This window comes from Variovorax jilinensis (genome assembly GCF_030316885.1).
In the GTDB taxonomy this organism is placed as follows: domain Bacteria; phylum Pseudomonadota; class Gammaproteobacteria; order Burkholderiales; family Burkholderiaceae_C; genus Variovorax; species Variovorax jilinensis.
Genome location: NZ_JASZYQ010000011.1, coordinates 54,913 through 74,897, shown reverse-complemented (window position 1 = coordinate 74,897; position 19,985 = coordinate 54,913). Strand labels below are relative to the sequence as shown.

The 19,985-nt window shown below is 69.4% G+C and carries 19 protein-coding genes; 6 read left to right on the top strand and 13 right to left on the bottom strand.

Going from position 1 to position 19,985, the window contains the following annotated elements; genetic code table 11:
* Positions 1 to 12 precede the first annotated feature (12 nt).
* The 4 genes from QTH87_RS25075 to QTH87_RS25060 are packed head-to-tail and all read right to left on the bottom strand — an operon-like array spanning position 13 to position 3,725.
* Entirely contained in the window at positions 13 to 711 is a 699-nt protein-coding gene (locus QTH87_RS25075; RefSeq protein WP_286613017.1) for an ABC-type transport auxiliary lipoprotein family protein, read from the bottom strand.
* A gap of 13 nt (positions 712 to 724) precedes the next feature.
* Complete coding sequence (locus QTH87_RS25070; protein ID WP_286613016.1) at positions 725 to 1,708, bottom strand: MlaD family protein; 984 nt, start codon at positions 1,706 to 1,708, stop codon at positions 725 to 727.
* A 5-nt stretch (positions 1,709 to 1,713) separates the two neighbouring features.
* On the bottom strand, positions 1,714 to 2,559 hold the full coding sequence (locus QTH87_RS25065) for an ABC transporter ATP-binding protein (protein ID WP_286613014.1): 846 nt from the start codon (positions 2,557 to 2,559) through the stop codon (positions 1,714 to 1,716).
* On the bottom strand, positions 2,559 to 3,725 hold the full coding sequence (locus QTH87_RS25060) for an MlaE family ABC transporter permease (protein ID WP_286613013.1): 1,167 nt from the start codon (positions 3,723 to 3,725) through the stop codon (positions 2,559 to 2,561). Before QTH87_RS25060 ends, QTH87_RS25065 begins: the two co-directional genes overlap by 1 nt.
* Positions 3,726 to 3,899: 174 nt before the next feature.
* Here QTH87_RS25060 and QTH87_RS25055 point away from each other — a divergent pair, with 174 nt between their 5' ends.
* Both QTH87_RS25055 and QTH87_RS25050 read left to right on the top strand, forming a co-directional pair.
* Complete coding sequence (locus QTH87_RS25055; RefSeq protein ID WP_286613011.1) at positions 3,900 to 5,528, top strand: GMC family oxidoreductase; 1,629 nt, start codon at positions 3,900 to 3,902, stop codon at positions 5,526 to 5,528.
* 296 nt (positions 5,529 to 5,824) lie between these two features.
* A complete protein-coding gene (locus QTH87_RS25050; RefSeq protein WP_286613009.1) occupies positions 5,825 to 6,583 on the top strand; it encodes a sulfite exporter TauE/SafE family protein in 759 nt (252 codons plus the stop codon).
* 133 nt (positions 6,584 to 6,716) lie between these two features.
* Here the strand turns inward: QTH87_RS25050 and mrdA are convergent, their stop codons facing one another.
* From mrdA to QTH87_RS25030, 4 genes are all read right to left on the bottom strand, one after another.
* On the bottom strand, positions 6,717 to 8,660 hold the full coding sequence (gene mrdA / locus QTH87_RS25045) for a penicillin-binding protein 2 (RefSeq protein ID WP_286613005.1): 1,944 nt from the start codon (positions 8,658 to 8,660) through the stop codon (positions 6,717 to 6,719).
* Positions 8,661 to 8,726: 66 nt separating this feature from the next.
* Complete coding sequence (mreD, locus tag QTH87_RS25040; RefSeq protein ID WP_286613003.1) at positions 8,727 to 9,248, bottom strand: rod shape-determining protein MreD; 522 nt, start codon at positions 9,246 to 9,248, stop codon at positions 8,727 to 8,729.
* Positions 9,245 to 10,273 carry a rod shape-determining protein MreC gene (gene mreC, locus QTH87_RS25035; protein WP_286613001.1) on the bottom strand — a complete coding sequence of 343 codons (1,029 nt, stop codon included), beginning with the start codon at positions 10,271 to 10,273 and terminating at the stop codon, positions 9,245 to 9,247. Before mreC ends, mreD begins: the two co-directional genes overlap by 4 nt.
* A 56-nt stretch (positions 10,274 to 10,329) precedes the next feature.
* Positions 10,330 to 11,373 (bottom strand): rod shape-determining protein, encoded by a 1,044-nt coding sequence (locus QTH87_RS25030; RefSeq protein WP_162565416.1) that lies wholly within the window; start codon positions 11,371 to 11,373, stop codon positions 10,330 to 10,332.
* Between the two features lie 223 nt (positions 11,374 to 11,596).
* Here QTH87_RS25030 and gatC point away from each other — a divergent pair, with 223 nt between their 5' ends.
* Genes gatC through gatB form a run of 3 tightly spaced genes read left to right on the top strand, consistent with a single transcriptional unit; the run spans position 11,597 to position 14,902 of the window.
* On the top strand, positions 11,597 to 11,896 hold the full coding sequence (gatC, locus tag QTH87_RS25025) for an Asp-tRNA(Asn)/Glu-tRNA(Gln) amidotransferase subunit GatC (protein WP_286612999.1): 300 nt from the start codon (positions 11,597 to 11,599) through the stop codon (positions 11,894 to 11,896).
* Positions 11,893 to 13,401, top strand: a complete 1,509-nt coding sequence (gene gatA / locus QTH87_RS25020) for an Asp-tRNA(Asn)/Glu-tRNA(Gln) amidotransferase subunit GatA (protein ID WP_286612996.1) — start codon at positions 11,893 to 11,895, stop codon at positions 13,399 to 13,401. Before gatC ends, gatA begins: the two co-directional genes overlap by 4 nt.
* 1 nt (position 13,402) lies before the next feature.
* On the top strand, positions 13,403 to 14,902 hold the full coding sequence (gene gatB / locus QTH87_RS25015; protein WP_286612995.1) for an Asp-tRNA(Asn)/Glu-tRNA(Gln) amidotransferase subunit GatB: 1,500 nt from the start codon (positions 13,403 to 13,405) through the stop codon (positions 14,900 to 14,902).
* 36 nt (positions 14,903 to 14,938) lie between these two features.
* Here gatB and QTH87_RS25010 read toward each other — a convergent pair whose 3' ends face one another.
* Together QTH87_RS25010 and pyrE are read right to left on the bottom strand one after the other, a co-directional pair.
* Positions 14,939 to 15,607 carry a DUF4124 domain-containing protein gene (locus QTH87_RS25010; RefSeq protein ID WP_444812843.1) on the bottom strand — a complete coding sequence of 223 codons (669 nt, stop codon included), beginning with the start codon at positions 15,605 to 15,607 and terminating at the stop codon, positions 14,939 to 14,941.
* Positions 15,608 to 15,652: 45 nt separating this feature from the next.
* Positions 15,653 to 16,336, bottom strand: coding sequence for an orotate phosphoribosyltransferase (gene pyrE, locus QTH87_RS25005; protein WP_286612994.1), 684 nt, complete (start codon positions 16,334 to 16,336; stop codon positions 15,653 to 15,655).
* Between the two features lie 11 nt (positions 16,337 to 16,347).
* On the opposite strand from pyrE, the gene QTH87_RS25000 reads away from it, so the two are divergent.
* Complete coding sequence (locus QTH87_RS25000; RefSeq protein ID WP_286612992.1) at positions 16,348 to 17,151, top strand: exodeoxyribonuclease III; 804 nt, start codon at positions 16,348 to 16,350, stop codon at positions 17,149 to 17,151.
* On the opposite strand, the gene QTH87_RS24995 is transcribed toward QTH87_RS25000, so the two are convergent.
* The 3 genes from QTH87_RS24995 to QTH87_RS24985 are packed head-to-tail and all read right to left on the bottom strand — an operon-like array spanning position 17,133 to position 19,971.
* Positions 17,133 to 18,719, bottom strand: a complete 1,587-nt coding sequence (locus QTH87_RS24995) for a cryptochrome/photolyase family protein (RefSeq protein ID WP_286612991.1) — start codon at positions 18,717 to 18,719, stop codon at positions 17,133 to 17,135. The two genes, QTH87_RS25000 and QTH87_RS24995, sit on opposite strands and share 19 nt — an antisense overlap.
* 30 nt (positions 18,720 to 18,749) lie before the next feature.
* Positions 18,750 to 19,169, bottom strand: coding sequence for a secondary thiamine-phosphate synthase enzyme YjbQ (locus tag QTH87_RS24990; protein WP_286612990.1), 420 nt, complete (start codon positions 19,167 to 19,169; stop codon positions 18,750 to 18,752).
* Positions 19,170 to 19,224: 55 nt separating this feature from the next.
* The gene (locus tag QTH87_RS24985; protein WP_444812842.1) at positions 19,225 to 19,971 is read right to left on the bottom strand and encodes a GntR family transcriptional regulator; all 747 of its coding nucleotides are present in this window, start codon (positions 19,969 to 19,971) and stop codon (positions 19,225 to 19,227) included.
* Positions 19,972 to 19,985 lie beyond the last annotated feature (14 nt).

The window sequence follows — 19,985 nt, the reverse complement described above, 5'->3', positions numbered from 1 at the left end:
GGGCCCGGCGGCCTAACGCGGCTGGTCGACCCAGGCGACCACTTCGGCCACCACCGCATCGCTGGCCGCGGCAAGCGCCTTGACACCGCCGGGTCCGTCGTTCGAGGGCGCCGGCCGTTCGGCCGTGAAGCTGCGTTGCGCCAGCACCCGCTCGCCGCCGGGGCCGCTGCGCAACAGCGTGGCGCTCACGCGCACCACGCCGATGCTGCGCTCGGGCGATTCGAAATACTGGTTGAACTCGTCGAGCGTGATGCGCAGCGTGTCGTGGCGACGGCCGTCGGCGCGCGCCAGCGTGGCGCTCTCCTCGGTCCCCAGCACCGTGTGATCGGCCGCCAGCGCCTCGCGCAGGCGCTGACGCAGCAGTTGCGCGGGCGGCTGGCTCCAGCGCGACTGGCCGTAGGGCCGCAATTCGTTCGAGTCCGCATAGCCGAGCCGGTACAGGAGCTGGGTGCCGTCGAGCCGCGAATTGGCGTCGATGTCGGCGAGCGCGATCACCGGCCGCACCGCGACGACGGCACCGGAGGCGCTCGCGGCCGTGCCGGGCGGGCTCGCGGGCGCCGCCTTGGCGGCTGTCGGCAGCGCGGGCCCGAAGTCGTACAGGGCCGCGCGCTGGGGCTTGTCCGGCAGTGCGCCGCAGCCGGCCATCAGCAGCGCCAGCGCCAGGACGGCACCGCGGCGCAGGAACGGTTGGTTGTTCGATGCATCGTTCATGGGAAGACCTTCGTCAGGGACGTGCGGAAGCGGGCGGCGCCACGAAGCCCGCCTCGCCCGGACCGGGAGCGACGCCACCGCTGCCGAACAGCAGCGACTGCGGGTTCTCGCTGATGCCGTCGGCCGCGCGGCCGAGCCGGCGCACCGCGCGCGAGGTGTCGTCGGCCACGCGGTTGACGCGCGGCAAGGTGGCGTTGTTGAACGACTCCACGCCCTGCGACAGCGCCTTCGTGCCCTCGCCCAGCTTGTCGATCGGGCCGTCCTTGGCATTGAGCCGGGTCACGGTGGTGTTGAAGTTGTTGGCCACGCGCGAGACGTCGGTGGCCGCGCCCTTGACTGCCACCATGGTCTCGCGCGTGCGCTCGACCAGCGGCGGCAGCGCCTTGAGCGTCGGATTGAGCCCGTTCCTGACCGTGCCGTCGAGCGACTGCGTGAGCTGGTTGGCGCTGGCCGCTGCGGCCGAGATGTTCTGCAGCGCGTCCGAGAAGCGCTTCTGGTTCTCGTCGCCGAGCATGGTGTTGAGCCGCTGCGTCACTTCCTCGACGCGGCCGATGATGATCTCGCCGCGATCCTGGAGCTGCGCCAGCAGCGACGGCTTGAGAGGGATGCGCGGCGGGTCGGCGTTGTCGGGCACCAGCGCGACCTGCGATTCACCCTTGTCGTCGAGCGCGATGAACGCCAGGCCGGTGACACCCTGGTAGCTCAGCGTCGCGAAGGTCGACTTGGTGAGCGGCACCTGGGCATCGACGGTGAACAGCACGCGCACGTTGCCCTTGGTCTTCGGGTCGAAGCCGATCGACGTCACCTTGCCGACCGCGATGCCGCGGTAGCGCACCATCGCCTGCGGCTGCAGGCCGCTGACCGCATCGCGGGTCGACAGCTCGTAGGTGTTGCGCACCACGGTGTCGCGCGTGAGCCAGACCACCAGCGCGACGAGCACGGCGACCAGGCCGAGCACGAAGGCCCCGGCGGCGATGGCATGCGACTTGTTTTCCATGGCGGCTACCTTTCTGTCAGCGGAGCCGGCCTGCTGGCCGCCCCTTCGTGCAGCGCTTCCATGGCGCGCTGGCCGCGGCCGCCCAGGAAGTACTCGTGGATGAACGGATGCGGATAGGCGATCACGTCGCGCGCCGTTCCGGAAACGATGACCTTCTGGTCGGCCAGCACCGCGATGCGGCTGCTGAGGTCGAACAAGGTGTCGAGGTCGTGCGTGACCATCACGACCGTCAGGCCCAGCTCGCGGTGCAGGCCGCGCAGCAGGTCGCAGAAGCTGTCGGCGCTCTCGGGGTCCAGGCCTGCGGTCGGCTCGTCGAGCAGCAGCAAGGGCGGGTCCATGATCAGCGCGCGCGCCAGCGCCACGCGCTTGGTCATCCCGCCCGAGAGGTCGGACGGGCTCTTGCCGGCCTGCTGCGGCGTGAGCCCCACCATCTGCAGCTTGACCAGCGCAGCGTCTCGAATCAGGTCGTCGGGCAAGAGCTTGAGCTCGCGCAGCGGAAAGGCGATGTTCTCGAGCACGCTGAAGGCCGAGAACAGCGCGCCGTGCTGGAACAGCATGCCGACGTTGGCCGCGCCCATCGCGCTGAGCTGGCCCGGCGGCTTGCCGAGCACCGAGACTTCGCCGCGGGTCGGATGCTCGAGGCCGAGGATCTGGCGCAGCAGCACCGTCTTGCCGGTGCCCGAGCCGCCGACCAGCGACAGCACCTCTCCGCGGTACAGGGACAGGTCGAGGTCGCGATGCACCACCTGCTCGCCGTCGGCCGACTTGAAGACCGTCCAGAGCTTGCGGATCTCGACCACGCGCTCGGCCGCTTCGGCGGCGGGGTCCCGGGGGTTTTGCAGGTCGGCCATCAGCGAAGTCCCACGCCCTTGAACAGCACCGCGAACAGGGCATCGACCAGGATCACCACCGTGATCGAGGTCACGACCGACGACGTGGTGCCGCGGCCGAGGCTCTCGGTGTTGGGCTTGACCTTCATGCCGAAGTAGCAGCCGATCAGCGCGATCAGCACGCCGAACACGGCCGACTTGGACAGCGCGAGATAGAGGTTCGACATCGGCACCGCGCGCGGCAGCGCGGACATGAAGTACTGGGGCGAGATGTCGAGCGCGAGGTCGGCCGCGATCATGCCGCCGGCGAGCGCCGCCATCGAGGTCCACATGCTGATCAGCGGCATCGCGATCGCGAGCGCGAGCACCCGCGGCATGACGAGCCGGAAACCGTGCGGGATGCCCATCACGCGCATCGCGTCGAGCTCTTCGGTGACGCGCATGACGCCGATCTGGGCCGTGATCGCCGAGCCCGAGCGGCCCGCAACCAGCACCGCGGCCAGCACCGGACCGAGCTCGCGGATCAGCGACAGCCCCAGGATGTTGACGATGAAGGTCTCGGCCCCGTACTGGCGCAGCTGCTGCGACGTCAGGTAGGCCAGCACCACGCCGATCAGCAGCCCCACGAGCGCGGTGATCGGCAGCGCGGTGGTGCCGAACTGGTAGATCTGGCCCGAGAAGTCGCGCCACGGGCCGCGGTGCGGCGCGCGCAGCAGCTTGCCGAGGTCGAGCACCAGCTGGCCCACCAGCGCCAGGTAGTCGCGCGCCACGAACATGATGCGCGGGCCGTTGTGAACGAAGGCACGCACGCGGTCAGCCAGGGTGTGCGTCGGCTCGACCGGCGGGCTGCAGGTGTACTGGGCGACCTGATCGAGCACCGCCTTGTGCTGCGAATCCATCTCGAGCCTCGCCGGCCAGGCCTGGCGCCAGTGGTTCCACAGCAGCTGCGCACCGATGTGGTCGAGCTGCACGATCGGGCGCAGGTCCCAGGCCCGGTCGTCCTGGGGCGGCACGCGCTTCAGGCTCTCCGAGAGTTCGCCCCAGGTGGCAGGCGTCGACATGCCGAGGACGGTCCAGCGCCCGCTCGCGATCGCCCAGCGGCCGCCATCCTGTTCGCGTTCGTCGACGCGCGGCTGCGCGCGCTGCGCGTCCGGCGCGTCGGCAGGCGTCTGCGAATCGGTGGGCATGGACAGCGGCAGGCAGTAAAAAGCAACGACGCAGCATCGTAACCGGGTGCGTACGCGCCCCGCGGCGCGATTGGCGTCCCTGCGCGTAGGCGATCGCGCACGGCGGCGGCCTTTTGCCACAATCGGCACCGCGACAGACCGGCCCGAGAACCACCAGAGAGACAACGCAAGCGAATGAGCGACACCACCTTCGACTACATCGTGATCGGCGGCGGCACGGCCGGCGCACTGATGTGCAACCGCCTGACCCGCAGCAAGCAGCAGCGCACGCTGCTGATCGAGGCCGGCCGCAAGGACGACTACCACTGGATCCACATTCCGGTCGGCTACCTCTACTGCATCGGCAACCCGCGCACCGACTGGCTCTACAGCACCGAGCCCGATGCGGGCCTCAACGGCCGCACGCTGCGCTATCCGCGCGGCAAGACCCTGGGCGGCTCGTCGAGCATCAACGGGATGATCTACATGCGCGGCCAGTCGCGCGACTACGACCAGTGGGCCGCGCTCACCGGCGACGACACCTGGCGCTGGAACAACGTGCTGCCGGCCTTCAAGCAGCACGAGGACTACTACCTGGGCGCCGACGAGATGCATGGCGCCGGCGGCGAGTGGCGCATCGAGAAGCAAAGGCTGCGCTGGGACATCCTCGATGCCTTCGCGCAGGCCGCGCAGCAGGCCGGCATTCCGCACAGCAGCGACTTCAACCGCGGCAACAACGAGGGCGTCGGCTACTTCCAGGTCAACCAGAAGGACGGCTGGCGCTGGAACACGGCCAAGGCCTTCCTGCGGCCGACCTGCTATGCGCGGCCCAACTTCGAGATGTGGGTCAATGCCCACGTGACCCGGCTGCTGATCGAGCCCCAGCCCGACGGCACGCAGCGCTGCACCGGCGTGCAGGTGTGGGACGGCCACGAGATGGTCACGGCCCACGCCACGCGCGAGGTGCTGCTGTGCGCGGGCAGCATCGGCTCGCCGCAGATGCTGCAGCTGTCGGGGATCGGCCCTGCCGAGCTGCTGCGCTCGCACGGCATCGACGTGGTGGCAGACCTGCCGGGCGTCGGTGCCAACCTGCAGGACCACCTGCAGATCCGCGCGGTCTACAAGATCAACGGCGCGCCCACGCTCAATGTCATGGCCTCGTCGAAGCTGGGCAAGGCGAAGATCGGGCTCGAATACCTCATGAAGCGCAGCGGCCCGATGAGCATGGCGCCGTCGCAGCTCGGTGCCTTCACGCGCAGTTCGCCCGCGCACGAATGGCCGAACCTCGAATACCACGTGCAGCCCCTGTCGCTCGATGCCTTCGGCGAGCCGCTGCACAGCTTCCCGGCCTTCACCGCCAGCGTCTGCAACCTGAACCCGACCAGCCGCGGCACGGTGCGCATCAAGAGCGCCCGCTGGCAGGACGCGCCGGCGATCGCACCCAACTACCTCAGCACCGAGGAAGACCGCAAGGTGGCTGCGGACTCCCTGCGCGTCACGCGCCGCATCGCCGGCCAGCCCGCGCTCGCCAGGTACAGCCCCGAGGAGTGGAAGCCGGGCCCCCAGTACCAGACCGACGAGGAGCTCGCGCGGCTGGCGGGCGACATCGCGACCACCATCTTCCATCCGGTCGGCACCACGCGCATGGGCGCCGACGGCGATCCGCTGGCGGTGCTCGATTCGCGCCTGCGCGTGCGCGGCATCCAGGGCCTGCGCGTGGTCGACGCGGGCGCGATGCCCACCATCACGAGCGGCAACACCAACAGCCCGACGCTCATGCTGGCCGAGAAGGCCGCGGCCTGGGTGCGCGAGGCCGCTTCCTGAGCGGGCGGCGTTTCCAGTTGTTTCAGGTGGCGGGTAATCCCCGATGCACTGCGACGGTGCGCCGAATTAAAGTCCGGGCACTCGCAAACGGGCCAGCCCGTAGCGCGGGGGACCGAGGAGACATCTTTCCAGAATCAGAACAAGCAAGACAAGGCATCCGTTCGAGATGCCGTTTTTTTGAGCAAGGCGCCGCTGGTCGGCGCCTTTTTTTTTGCCTGTTCGCACCGTGGCGATACGTCCGCGCCGCAGCCGCGCCAGTGGATCGGGCGCGTTTGCCGGATGAGACAATTTCGCCCATGGAAGTTCTGGTGCTCGCCCTTGCCTCGCTGTTCGCAGGCTTCATCGATTCCATCGTGGGTGGCGGCGGCCTCATCCTGGTGCCTGCGCTTTTCAGCGTGCTCCCCGGCACAGCGCCCGCGACCCTGCTGGGCACCAACAAGAGCGCCTCGGTCTGGGGCACGGCCGCGGCAGCGGCCCAGTTCCATCACCGGGTCGGACTGCGCTGGCGCACCCTGCTGCCGGCCGGTGCGCTGGCCTTCGGAGGCTCCATCGTCGGGGCCTGGGCCGTCACCGTGGTGCCCGGCGAATTCCTGCGCAAGCTGCTGCCGGTGATCCTGGTCGCGCTGCTGCTCTACACCCTGGCACGCAAGGACCTGGGCGTGCACCACAGGCCACGCTTCAGCGGCCGGGCCGAGCTCTATGCCACGGGCGCGATCGGTGCCCTGCTGGGCCTCTACGACGGCTTCTTCGGCCCCGGCACCGGCAGCTTCTTCGTCTTCCTGTTCGTGCGCTGGCTCGGCTACGACTTCCTCAACGCCGCCGGCTCGGCCAAGCTGCTCAACACCATGACCAACCTCGGCGCCCTGCTGCTGCTGGGCCTCAAGGGCCATGTGCTGTGGCAGCTCGGGCTCACGATGGCGGTGGCCAACGTGATCGGCAGCGTGGTCGGCGCACGCGTGGCGATCCGCCACGGCGCAGGCTTCGTGCGCCGCGTGTTCATCGGGGTCGTGGGCGCACTGATCCTCAAGACGTTCTACGACGCATTCCTTCGATAGCAGTGCGGCTTGCCCCGGACGCCGAAGTCCGGCCCGTTCGGGAAACACCGCGGAACCGGCTTTGCCGGGCCGCTGGTGTTGCCCCCGGCAGGGGGTGGGCGGCTACACGCAGTGAGCCAACCTGGGGGCGAGCTCAGTCGGTCCAGGCGACTTCGCTGGCGACGCGCGGCTTGCCGATCGGCGCGGTCGCCTTGCCGATCTGGATCGCCGCCATGTCGGCCTCGCTCGGGTACTGGTTCATGAGCCAGTAGTCGAACACGCGGCGCGCGATCGGCGCTGCAGCGCCGGCGCCCCAGCCGGCGTTCTCGACGATCAGCGCCACCGCGATCTTCGGGTCGTTGGCCGGCGCGAACGCCATGAAGAGTGCATGGTCGCGCTGGTGCTCCTCGAGCGCCTTGGCGTTGTACTTGGTGTTCTGTGCCTGGGTCACGGCCTGTGCCGTGCCGGTCTTGCCCGCGGCCTGGTAGCCCGCGCCCGCGAACACGCCGCGCGCGGTGCCGCTGGTCACGACCGAGGTGAGGCCTTCGCGGATCACCGCGATGTCGGCCGGCCGGTAGCCGAGGTTCTCGGCCGGCGGCTGCTCGACCGGCTTGACCTCGCCAGTCACGGTGTCGCGGATCGCGAGCACCAGATGCGGCTTGCGCTTGATGCCACCGTCGGCCACGATCGCCGTGGCCTGCGCGAGCTGCAGCATGGTGAAGGCGTTGTAGCCCTGGCCGATGCCGAGCGAAATGGTCTCGCCCGCATACCAGCGCTTCTGCTCCGGCCGCTTGTAGGCATTGCGCTTCCACTCGGTGCTGGGCAGCACGCCGCGCACCTCGCCGCCGATGTCGATGCCCGTGACCTGCCCGAAGCCCAGCGGCTTCATCGAGTCGTGGATCAGGTCCACGCCCATCTCGTTGGCCAGCGAGTAGTAGTAGATGTTGCTCGACAGCTGGATCGAGCGGCGCATGTCGATGTTGCCGATGTTGCCCTCGGGGCTGCCGAAGCGGTGGCCGCCGAAGTTGAAGTAGCCCGGATCGTTGACCAGCACGCTGGGCCCGCGCTTGCCGGTCCGCAGCGCGGCCAGGGCCATGAAGGGCTTGTAGGTGGAGCCGGGCGGGTAGGTGCCGCGCAGTGCGCGGTTGAGCAGCGGCTTGTCGAGCGACTCGCTGAGCTCCTTCCAGCTCTCGGTGTCGATGCCCTCGACGAACAGGTTGGGGTCGAAGGTGGGCTTGCTCACGAAGGCCAGGATCTCGCCGGTCCGGGGATCGAAGGCCACCAGCGCGCCGCGGCGCTCGCCGTACATGTCCTCGACCAGCTTCTGCAGCTTGATGTCGAGCGAGAGCATCACGGTGTTGCCGGGCGTGGCCGGATGCGCGGCGAGCCGACGCACCGCCCGGCCGCCGGCCGAGGTTTCCATCTGCTCGACGCCGGTCTGGCCGTGCAGGGTCTTCTCGTAGCTCTGCTCGATGCCGAGCTTGCCGATGTACTCGGTGCCCTTGTAGTTGGCCAGGTCCTCGTCTTCCCAGTCTTCCATGGCCGTCTTCTCGGCCTGGTTGATGCGCCCGATGTAGCCCAGCACGTGGCTCGCGAGCTCGCCGTGCGGGTAGTTGCGGAACAGGCGCGCCTTGATCTCCACGCCGGGGAAGCGGTAGCGCTGGGCCGCGAAGCGGGCCACTTCCTCGTCGCTCAGGCGGGTGCGGATCGGCACCGAATCGAAGCTGCGGGAGTCTTCGCGCAGCCGCTTGAAGCGACGGCGGTCGCGCGGCGAGATCTCGAGCACCTCGGTCAGTGCGTCGATGGTCTCCTCGACCTTGCCGGCCTTGGATGGCGTGATCTCGAGCGTGTAGGCCGAGTAGTTGGAGGCCAGTGTGATGCCGTTGCGGTCCAGGATCAGGCCGCGGCTCGGCACGACCGGTACGATCGCCGTGCGGTTGCTCTCGGCCTGCTCGGCCAGGTCGTCGTGCCGCACCACCTGCAGATAGGCGAGCCGCGCGCACAGCAGCCCGAACGCGACCAGCACGACCAGGCCGATCACGAACACCCGACGCCTGAAGCGGGTCAGTTCTGCGGCTACGTTGCGGATCTCGGTCATCGGGGCTGGAGCTTAAGGCCGCGCGCAGCCCGCAGGCAATGGGCCTTCGGGCGGGCGGAGTGGCTGTCAGAGTGGTCGGTTGGCGTCTGGTTCCGGCGTGCGACGCTGGGGAGCCAAAAGAATCAGGCTCGCGAGCGGCCAGAGCGCGGCTTCCAGCGCAGGCGCGACCAGCAGCGTCCAGCCCGGGAACACGCCGCCGCCGATCATCCGGATCGCGAGCTCGATCAGGTGCGACAGCGCAAACAGCGGCAGCAGCTGCAGCGCCTGCTGGAACACCGGGAACCACAGCAGTCGCCGATGGATCATGGTCGCGAGGAAGCACAGCGTGGTGTAGGAGAGCGCATGCTGGCCCAGCATGGCCGACTGGTGCACGTCCATCAGCAGGCCGAAGACGAAGGCCGCGCCGATGCCGACGCGGTCGGGCTGGTGCACGCTCCAGAACACGATCACGAGCGCCAGCAGGTCGGGCGTCCAGGCGGCACGGCCCACCGGCACCATGTTGACGAGCAGCGCCACCACCAGGCTGCTCCAGATGAACAGCGGGCTGACGGGCAACAGGAGCTGCTGCTGGCCGGGACGCATGATCATCGGGGGCTCGGCTCCTTCTTGTCGGTGGCCGGCTTGTCGACGCGCCTGGCCGCCTTGGCGTCGGCCTTGGCGTCAGCCTTCGCATCGGCCTTGGCATCCGCCTTGTCGGCCTTCTTCTTGGCCGCCACGGCCGAGGGCGAGCTCGGCAGCTGCGGCTTGGGCACCGCCTGCGAACCGGTCGGCGCCAGCACCAGCACGTAGCGCGCGGCCGTGACCTTGGCCAGCGGCTCGCAGTGGATGCGCGCGAAGGCGGAATCGGCGCGGCGCTCGATGCGGTCGATGCGCGCCACCGGCAGGCCCGGCGGATAGACGCCATCGACGCCGCTGGTGGTCAGCACGTCACCCTCCTGAACATCGGCATTGGCCTGGATGAAGCGCAGCTCGAGTCCGCCGCCGTGGGCGCTGGCATCGCCGAAGGCCACGCTGCGCGCGCCGGTGCGCACGTTCTGCACCGGGATCGCCAGATCGCGGTCGATCACCAGCGTGATCTCGCTCGAGAACGGCTGCACCTGCGTGACCTGGCCGAGCACGCCGAGCTCGTCGATCACGGGCGAGCCGGCCGCAATGCCGTTGTTGAGGCCCTGGTCGATCACCAGCTTGCGCGTGTAGGGATCGGCCGCGTCGTACAGCACCTCGGCCGCACGGCCGGGCACCTGCGTCGTCTCGCGCAGCTCGAGGATGGCGCGCAGGCGGGCGTTCTCCTGGGCCAGCGTGTCGGCCTGGCTGGCGCGCTCGGACTGCAGCGCAAGCGACTTGCGGGCCTCGGACTCGTTGCCTTGCGCCACCTGCAGGTCTTCGAGGTAGCGGCCGCCGTGGGCCACCAGCTGCACCGGCTTGAGCGCCAGCCACTGGACCGGATAGAGCACCGCGCCGATCGCCATGCGCAGCGGCTGGACGATGTGCAGCCGCGTATCGGCCACCATGAGGAACAGCGCCAGCGCGCTGAAGAAGATCAGCTTGCTCAGCGCCGACGGCCCCTGGTTGAAGAGGGGCGGTGCAGTGCGATCGAGGGTGCCGAGCGGCATGACGCTTTATGCCACGAGAGGTGCAGGAAGCGAAGTGCGCGCTACCTGGGGGCGGGTCATTCGCTGGTGAAGATGCTTCCGAGCCGGTCCATGCGTTCGAGCGCGATGCCGCAACCGCGCACCACGCAGGTCAGCGGGTCTTCGGCGACCAGCACCGGCAGGCCGGTTTCCTCGGCCAGCAGGCGGTCGAGGTCGCGCAGCAGCGCGCCGCCGCCGGTCAGCATCATCCCGCGCTCGGCGATGTCGGCGCCCAGCTCGGGCGGCGTCTGCTCGAGCGCGTTCTTGACCGCCGAGACGATGTTGTTGAGCGGATCGGTGAGCGCTTCCAGCACTTCGTTGCTGCTGATCGTGAAGCTGCGCGGCACGCCTTCGCTGAGATTGCGGCCCTTGACTTCCATTTCCTTGACCTCGGAGCCCGGGAAGGCCGAGCCGATGGTCTTCTTGATCACTTCGGCCGTCGGCTCGCCGATCAGCATGCCGTAGTTGCGCCGGATGTAGTTGATGATGGCCTCGTCGAAGCGGTCGCCGCCGACGCGGACGCTGCCCTTGTAGACCATGCCGCCGAGCGAGATCACGCCGACTTCGGTGGTGCCGCCGCCGATGTCGACCACCATCGAGCCGCTGGCCTCGGACACCGGCAGGCCGGCACCGATGGCGGCGGCCATGGGTTCCTCGATCAGGTAGACCGAGGTGGCGCCTGCCGCCTCGGCGGCGTCCTTGATGGCGCGGCGCTCGACCTGGGTCGAGCCGCAGGGCACGCAGATGATGATGCGCGGGCTCGGCGTGAGCAGCGAGCGCGGATGCACCATCTTGATGAACTGCTTGATCATCTGCTCGGTGATGACGAAATCGGCGATCACGCCGTCCTTCATGGGACGGATGGCCTCGATGTTGCCGGGGACCTTGCCGAGCATGGCCTTGGCCTCCCGGCCGACGGCCTGGATCACCTTCTTGCCGTGCGGGCCGCCTTCGTGGCGGATCGCGACCACCGACGGCTCATCCAGCACGATGCCCTTGTTGCGGGCAAAGATCAGGGTGTTGGCGGTGCCGAGGTCGATCGCGAGGTCGGTCGAAAAGTACCGACGAAAAGCTCCAAACATGTGGAATCCTCATGGGGCACGGCATGCGCGTCGGCAAGCCATCGCCCTTTTTTCTGGGTCGTGTGACGGGTGGTTTGAAACGGTTTTTGCGGCAAATGCCGGCGCGTTCGCGGGGGTTGCGGCAAAGGCGGGATAATAACCGAATCCCCCGACAGCCCCGCGTTCCAGCGCACCTTTACGGCCTGCGAACGCACCTGTTTTACGCCATAGCGGCCTTTTTTCCATGTCCCTCACCTCCACAGACATCGCGCGCATCGCCTCGCTCGCGCGGCTCCGGCTGGCGCCGGCCGAAAGCGAACGGATGCTCGGCCAGATCAACGGCTTCTTCGACCTGGTCGAGCAGATGCGCGCGGTCGACACCGCGGGAATCGAGCCCCTGGCCCATCCGGTGGCCGCCATCGAGGACATCACGCTTCGGCTGGCCGAGGACGTGGTCAGCGAACCGAACGACCGCGAGGCCAACCAGCGCAGCGCGCCGGCGGTCGAGAACGGCCTGTTCCTGGTGCCGAAGGTGATCGAATGAGCCTGGAACTGCACCAACTGGGCGTCGCCAGGCTCGCGCAGGCCCTGCGCGAACGCAAGGTCTCGGCGGTCGAGGCCGCGCAGCACCACCTGTCCCGGATCGCGGCGCACCCCGATCTCGGTGCCTTCGTGGCGGTCGACGAGCAGCTCACGCTGTCGCAGGCCCGCGCCGCCGACGAACGCATCGCCGCCGGATCGGCCGCGCCGCTCGAGGGCGTGCCGATCGCCCACAAGGACATCTTCGTCACCGCCGACCTGCCGACCACGGCCGGCTCGCGCATCCTCGCGGGCTACCGCTCGCCCTTCGACGCCACCGTGGTAAGCAGGCTGGCCGAGGCCGGCGCCGTGACGCTCGGCAAGCTCAGCTGCGACGAGTTCGCGATGGGCTCGGCCAACGAGAACGTCGCGGTTCCTGCGCTCGGCTTCGACAGCGCGGTGCCGGTGCGCAATCCCTGGGACAGCGCGCGCATCCCGGGTGGCTCGTCGGGCGGCAGCGCCGTGGCCGTGGCCGCCGGCCTGGCGCCGGCCGCCACCGGCACCGACACCGGTGGCTCGATCCGCCAGCCGGCCTCGTTCTGCGGCATCACCGGCATCAAGCCGACCTACGGCCGCGCCTCGCGCTACGGCATGGTGGCCTTCGCCTCCAGCCTCGACCAGGCCGGCCCGATGGCGCGCTCGGCCGAGGATTGCGCACTGCTGCTGTCGGCCATGTGCGGCCCGGACCCCGAACGCGACTCGACCTCGCTGGCCCGGCCGGCCGAGGACTTCTCGCGCGGGCTCAAGGGCTCGCTCGACGGCCTGCGCATCGGCGTGCCGAAGGAGTTCCTCGGCGCGGGCGTGGCGCCCGGCGTGCGGGCCGCGGTCGATGCGGCACTGGCCGAGTACGAGAAGCTCGGCGCCCGCCGCGTCGAGATCACGCTGCCGCGTACCGAGCTGTCGATCCCGGTCTACTACATCATTGCGGCCGCCGAGGCCTCGAGCAACCTGAGCCGCTTCGACGGCGTCAAGTTCGGCCACCGCGCCGAGAACTACATCGACCCCGCGAGCAGGAAGAGCGCGCTCGAGCAGATGTACGAGAGCACCCGCGAGGAAGGCTTCGGCGACGAGGTCAAGCGCCGCATCATGATCGGCACCTACGTGCTCTCGCACGGCTACTACGACGCCTACTACCTGCAGGCGCAGAAGGTGCGCCGCATGATCGCGGACGATTTCCAGCAGGCCTTCCGGCAGTGCGACGTCATCGCCGGCCCGGCCGCGCCCAGCGTGGCCTGGAAGATCGGCGAGCACGGCGACGATCCGGTGGCCGACTACCTGGCCGACATCTTCACGCTCCCGGCGTCGCTCGCGGGACTGCCCGGCATGAGCGTGCCGGCGGGCTTCGACGCCGGCCTGCCGGTCGGCCTGCAGCTGATCGGCAACTATTTCGCCGAAGCGAAGCTGCTCAACGCGGCGCACGCCTTCCAGCAAGCCACCGACTGGCACCTCCGCACCCCGGGAGGCTATTGAGATGACGACCCAGCAAGCACCCGCCACCACCGAGGAACTGCAGGCCGGCCGCCCCACCGGGCCGCTGGTCCAGGGCTACGAAGTCATCATCGGCTTCGAGACCCACGCCCAGCTTTCGACCGCCTCGAAGATCTTCAGCCGCGCCTCGACCGCCTTCGGCGCCGAGCCCAACACGCAGGCCTGCGCGGTCGACCTGGCGCTGCCCGGCACCCTGCCTGTGATGAACAAGGGCGCGGTCGAGCGGGCGATCAAGCTGGGCCTCGCGCTCGGCTCGACCATCGCGCCGCGCAGCGTCTTCGCGCGCAAGAACTACTTCTATCCCGACCTGCCCAAGGGCTACCAGATCAGCCAGTTCGAGATTCCCGTGGTTCAGGGCGGCTCGGTCAGCTTCTTCCTCGGCGACGAGCAGAAGACCGTGCGCCTGGTGCGTGCCCACCTCGAGGAAGACGCGGGCAAGTCGCTGCACGAGGACTTCGTCGGCCAGTCGGGCATCGACCTGAACCGCGCCGGCACGCCGCTGCTCGAGATCGTGACCGAGCCCGACATGCGCTCCACCGCCGAGGCCGTGGCCTATGCGCGCGAACTGCACAAGATCGTGACCTGGATCGGCATCTGCGACGGCAACATGCAGGAAGGCAGCTTCCGCTGCGACGCCAACGTCTCGGTGCGCAGGCCCGGCGGCAAGCTCGGCACGCGGCGCGAGATCAAGAACCTCAACAGCTTCAAGTTCATGCAGCAGGCGATCGACTACGAGATCCGCTGGCAGATCGAGGAGCTCGAGGACGGCCGCGCGGTGCAGCAGGCCACGGTGCTGTTCGACCCCGACACCGGCGAGACGCGCGCCATGCGCACCAAGGAGGACGCGGCCGACTACCGCTACTTCCCCGACCCCGACCTGCCGCCGCTGGCGATCGGCGCCGACTGGATCGAGCGCGTACGCGCCGGGATGCCCGAGTTGCCGCGCGCCATGGCCGAGCGCTACGTGCGCGAGCACGGCCTGTCGGCCTACGACGCCGCGCAGCTGACGCACAGCCCGGCCCTGGCAGGCTACTTCCAGGCGGCGGTGGCCGCCGGTGCCAACGCCAAGCTGGCCAGCAACTGGATCACGGGCGAGATCGCGCGCCGGCTCAATCAGCAGGACATCGCGATTACCGCGGCGCCCGTGGCCGCGGCCCAGCTGGCCGGCCTGGTCGGACGCATCGGCGACGGCACGATTTCGAACGCCGCGGCGCGCCAGGTCTTCGAGGCGCTCTGGAGCGGCGAAGGCTCGGAGGTCGACGCGCTGATCGAGGCCAAGGGCCTGAAGCAGATGAGCGATTCGGGCGCGCTGGAACAGATCATCGATCAGGTGCTCGCCACCAACGAGAAGAACATCGCCGAGTACCGCGCGGGCAAGGACAAGGCCTTCAACGCGCTGGTCGGCCAGGTCATGAAGGCCAGCCAGGGCAAGGCCAACCCGGCGCAGGTCAATGCGCTGCTGAAGTCGAAGCTGGGAGGCTGAGGGCGCGGGCGGCGCCGGCCGGCGTCCGATGCGGCGTCAGCGGGTCGCCGACTTGGCGGCCGCAGCGTTCGCGGCCCAGAGCGGCGCCAGGCGCGCCAGCTCCTCGTCGAAGCGCGCATTGACGCGCTTCTTCTCGTCTTCCTGCTCGCCGATGAAGCGGTTCTGCACCGCCACGCTGCGCGCGTTGTCCTCCAGCTTGCGCCGGATCGCGTCGGGCGCCTTGCTCGGGTCCTTCTTGTAGAACTCGAGCTCGTCGTCGGCCTTCTTGCGGTCCTGCGCGAGCTCGTCGACCCGCTTGCGGGCGGCCAGGATCACGACGTCGATCTGCACCAGCGCCTCGGCGCGTTCGCGGTCGTGCGCCGCGGCATTCGGATAGCGCACCAGCAGCGCGCGCTCGCGACGGCGTTCCTCGACCAGGCGCGCCGCCTGCTGCTGGGCGAGGCGTTCGCGGTCTTCGCGCTCGGCCTGCTCGCGTGCGGTGTAAGTGGGTTCGACCTTGCGGCGCGTCGTGCCGCTCGGGTTGAGCTCTCGCTGCTCGCGGTCGACGCAGTCGGGGATCGGGCGATCGGCCGTGAGGGTGCGGCCCTTGCTGTCGGTGCAGCTGTAGATGCCCGCGGAGCCGGACTTCCCGCCGGCGCTGCCCGGAGCGGGCTGCGCATGCACGGTTCCGGCAACGGTCAGCGAAAGCGCAAGGAATGTCCTCAACAGTGCTTGGGTGCTCGCCAACGTCGGTCCTTCGGTCGGTTGTGGTCAGCCGGCTCCGTAACGTGCCCGGTACGCCAGCACGCCCTGGCGGTGGGCGCCCAGTTCATCGTCGGCGCGGCCTGACAGGTACTGTAACAAGTCGTCGAGGTTTGAAATGGAAATTACTACAAGTCCAAGCTGATTGCGTACATATTGCACGGCGCTGTGGTCGACATCCTTGCCGTCTTCGGTCGCCTTCTCCTGTCGGTCGAGGGCGATCGCAACGGCATGCGGCGTGGCGCCGGCCGCGCGGATGGCTGCGATCGACTCGCGCACCGCGGTGCCGGCCGACATGACGTCGTCGACGATCAGCACCCGGCCCTTGAGCGGCGCACCGACCAGCGTGCCGCCCTCGCCGTGGTCCTTGGCCTCCTTGCGGTTGTAGGCGAAGGGCACGTTGCGCCCGCGCCGCGCGAGCTCGGTCGCCACGGTCGCGCCGAGCGGGATGCCCTTGTAGGCCGGCCCGAAGATCATGTCGAACTCGAGCCCGCTGGCCAGCAGGCGGTCTGCATAGAATCCCGCGAGCCGCGCCATCTTGGCGCCGTCGTCGAACAGACCCGCGTTGAAGAAATAGGGGCTGATCCGCCCGGCCTTGGTCTTGAACTCGCCGAAGCGCAGCACCCCCGACTCCAGCGCGAACTGCACGAAATCCTGTGCCAGTGCGTCGTCTTTTCCAATCTCTTCAGCCATAGGGAATCCTCGTGTTCAAACTGACCAGCCTCAACCTCAACGGCCTGCGATCGGCTGCCACCAAGGGCGTCGCCGACTGGGTCGGCGGACTGGCGCCGGATTGTATTTGCATGCAGGAGATCAGGGTCCAGGCCAGCGACGTCGAGGGCCGCTTCGAGGAGATGGCCGGGCTCAAGGGGCATTTCCACTTCGCCGAGAAGAAGGGCTATGCAGGCACCGCGATCTACTCGAAGCATGCGCCCAGCGACGTGGTCGTGGGCTGGGGCGATGCCGAGTTCGACGCCGAAGGCCGCTACCTCGAACTGCGCTTCGACACCCCCGCCCGCAAGCTGTCGATCATCAGCTGCTACTTCCCGAGCGGCTCGTCGGGCGAGGAGCGCCAGGCCGCCAAGTTCCGCTTCCTCAAGGGCTTCTTCCCGCACCTGAGCGCGCTCAAGCGCGAGCGCGAGTTCATCCTCTGCGGCGACATCAACATCGCGCACCAGGAGATCGACCTCAAGAACTGGCGCGGCAACCAGAAGAACAGCGGCTTCCTGCCCGAGGAGCGCGCCTGGATGACGCGGCTGCTCGACGCCGGCGCCGACGGCGCGGGCCTGGTCGACGTCTACCGCATGCTCAAGCCCGAGACCACGGGCGAGGCCTACACCTGGTGGAGCAACCGCGGCCAGGCCTACGCCAACAACGTGGGATGGCGGCTCGACTACCACCTGGCGACGCCGAAGACGGCGGCGCTGGCGCGCGAGGAGCAGATCTTCAGGACGCTCAAGTTCAGCGACCACGCGCCGATCACGGTGGACTACGACTTCACGCTCTGAGCCGGGCGATCGCCTGGCGCGGCGCCATCGAGCATGCCCGCCCGGATGGCCGCGGCGCGCTCTGCGATCCGCGCGCGCTCTTCAGCGCTCACGCGTTCGAGGCTCCTGACCTGCATCCGCGTGCGTGGATTGGCCGCCAGCATGGGCTCGTGGCGCACGAGGAAATCCCAGTAGAGCGTGGTGAACGGGCAGGCGTCGTCGCCCACGCGCTGGCCCGGATCGAAGCGGCAACCCCGGCACAGGCTGCCGGCGCTCATGCGCTCGATATAGCGGCCGCTCGCGATGTAGGGCTTGGTCGCCATCGCGCCGCCGTCCGCGAACTGACTCATGCCGAGGGTGTTCGGCAGCTCGACCCACTCGACCGCGTCGACATACACCGCGAGGTACCAGGCGTGCACCTCGCGCGGCTCCACCCCCAGCAGCAGTGCATAAAGCCCGGTCACCATCAGGCGCTGGATGTGGTGCGCGTAGCCGTGTTCGAGCGTCTGGCCGATGGCGTCCGCGAGGCAGGCCATCGGCGTACGGCCGTCCCAGTAGAAGGCCGGCAGGGGCGCGTGCGCGTCGAGCGCGTTCTCTTCGAGGTAGGCGGGCATGCGCGTCCAGTAGACGCCGCGCACGTACTCGCGCCAGCCGAGGATCTGCCGGATGAAGCCCTCGGCGCTCTCGAGCGGGACCCGGCCCGCACGCCACGCCGTCTCGGCCGCGGCGACGACCTCCCGCGGATTCAGCAGCTTCAGGTTGAGCGCGGCCGAGAGCTGCGAATGCCAGAGCCAGGGTTCGTGCGGCCACAGCGCGTCCTGCCAGCGGCCGAAGGAAGGGAGGCGTTCGGCGACGAAGCGCACCAGGCATTCCAGCGCCTGGTCGCGGGTCAACGGCCAGGCGAAGGATTCGAGCCGTCCCGGATGCCGCGCGAAGTGGCGGTCGACCAGCGCGAGTACCTCGCGCGTGATGGCGTCGGGCGGGAAGCGCGGCGGCGCCGGCACCTGCGCGGGGCCTGATTTGCCGAAGGCATGGCGATTCTCGGCATCGAAATTCCAGCGGCCGCCGGCGGGTTGGTCGCCGTCCATCAGCACGCGGTGGCGCTGGCGCATTTCGCGGTAGAAGTTCTCCATCACCAGCCGACCGTGCGTCGCGCGCGCATGGGCTGCGAATTCGCGCACGGTGCCGAAGAAGTGGCGGTCCGGCCGTATCTCGAGCGGCAGGCTGCGCGACGCGGCGACCTCGCGCAACGCGCGCAGCACGCGCGCATCGCCGGGCGCGGTCATCACGAGGGCCTGCGGCGCGAGGCGATCGATCGCGGCGGCCAGCTCGCCGGCCAGGCTGCCGAGGTTCTCGGCATCGTCGAGCCGCCGGTAGTGCAGCGGGCGGTCGAGCGCGCGCAGTGCCTCGGCGAAATGGCGCATGGCCGACAGGAACAACGCGATGCGTGGTTTGCTCGACCAGACGTGGGTCGATTCCTCGGCGACCTCGGCCATCCAGGCGGCATCGGACCGCGGATCGAAGCCGTCGAAGGCCGCCGCATCGAGGTCGAGCTGGTCGCCCAGCACGATGACCAGATGGCGGGTCATGCGCGGCGTCCGGCGCGGGTGCGCGGCACGCTAGTCGCCCATGGCCTGCAGCGCCACCTCGCGCCGGTGCGCGCGCTGCCGGTGTTCCCACAGGTAGATGCCCTGCCAGGTGCCGAGCGCCAGGCGGCCGGCGGCCACGGGAATCGACAACTGCGTGGCGGTGAGCGCGGCGCGCACGTGGGCCGGCATGTCGTCGGGCCCTTCGTCGCGGTGGCGGAACAGCGCATCGCCATCGGGCACCAGCCGCGCGAAGAAGCGGTCGAGGTCGCCGCGCACGTCGGGGTCGGCGTTCTCCTGAATCAGCAGGCTGGCCGAGGTGTGGCGCACGAACAGCGTCAGCAGGCCGTCGCGCAGGCCGCAGCCTTCGAGCCAGCGTACGACCGGCCGCGTGATTTCCTGCAGGCCGCGGCCCGGCGTGTCGATGGCGAGGGTGGTGCCGAACTGGCGCATCGGGCCAGCATAGCGCGGTGGCGGATGCGCCGCACCCGGCCTCGCGCGGCGGCGCTCAGCGCTCGCGCGGCGGCGTCCGCCCCGCATGCCGCGCCAGGTGCACCTGGTGCAGCGTGATCTTGCGCACCTCGGACTGGCTGGTCTCGATGTGCGCGCGCAGCAGCATCGCGGCCTGGTCGCCGCGGTTGGCGCGGATCGCCTTGAGGATCTTCGCGTGCTCGTCGTAGGTGGCGTCGATGCGCGGCTGCTTGGTGAAGTCGAGCCGGCGGATGATGCGGATGCGGTCGGTGACGTCGCGGTGCACGCGGGTCATCTCGCCGTTGCCCGCGGCGGCCACCAGCGAGCAATGGAAGGCCTCGTCCCACTGGGCCACCTGCACGGTGTCGGCGCTGCGCTGCGCCGCCGGCACCAGCCAGATGCCGCCGAGTTCGTCGAGCAGGCTGCGGTCGACCCGGTGGTCGCTCTCGCAGAGCCGGTGCACGGCGGTGGTCTCGAGCACCATGCGCAGGTCGTAGAGCTGCTCGAACTGGTCGAAGTCGAAGGGCAGCACGCGCCAGCCGCTGCGGAACAGCACCTCGACGAAGCCCTCCTGCTGCAGCCGGAACAGCGCCTGGCGCACCGGCGTGCGCGAGACACCGAGGCGCTCGCTGATCTCGTTCTCGGTGAAGCGGTCGCCCGGTACCAGGCTGAACTCGGCCACGTCGCGCTTGAGCTGCGCGTACACCTCGTCGGCGAGCGTGCGGAAGACGGGATCCGGTTCGACGGAGCGCTGGCGGACGGCGGGGGTTCGAACGGTCGACACGAGCCGGATATTAG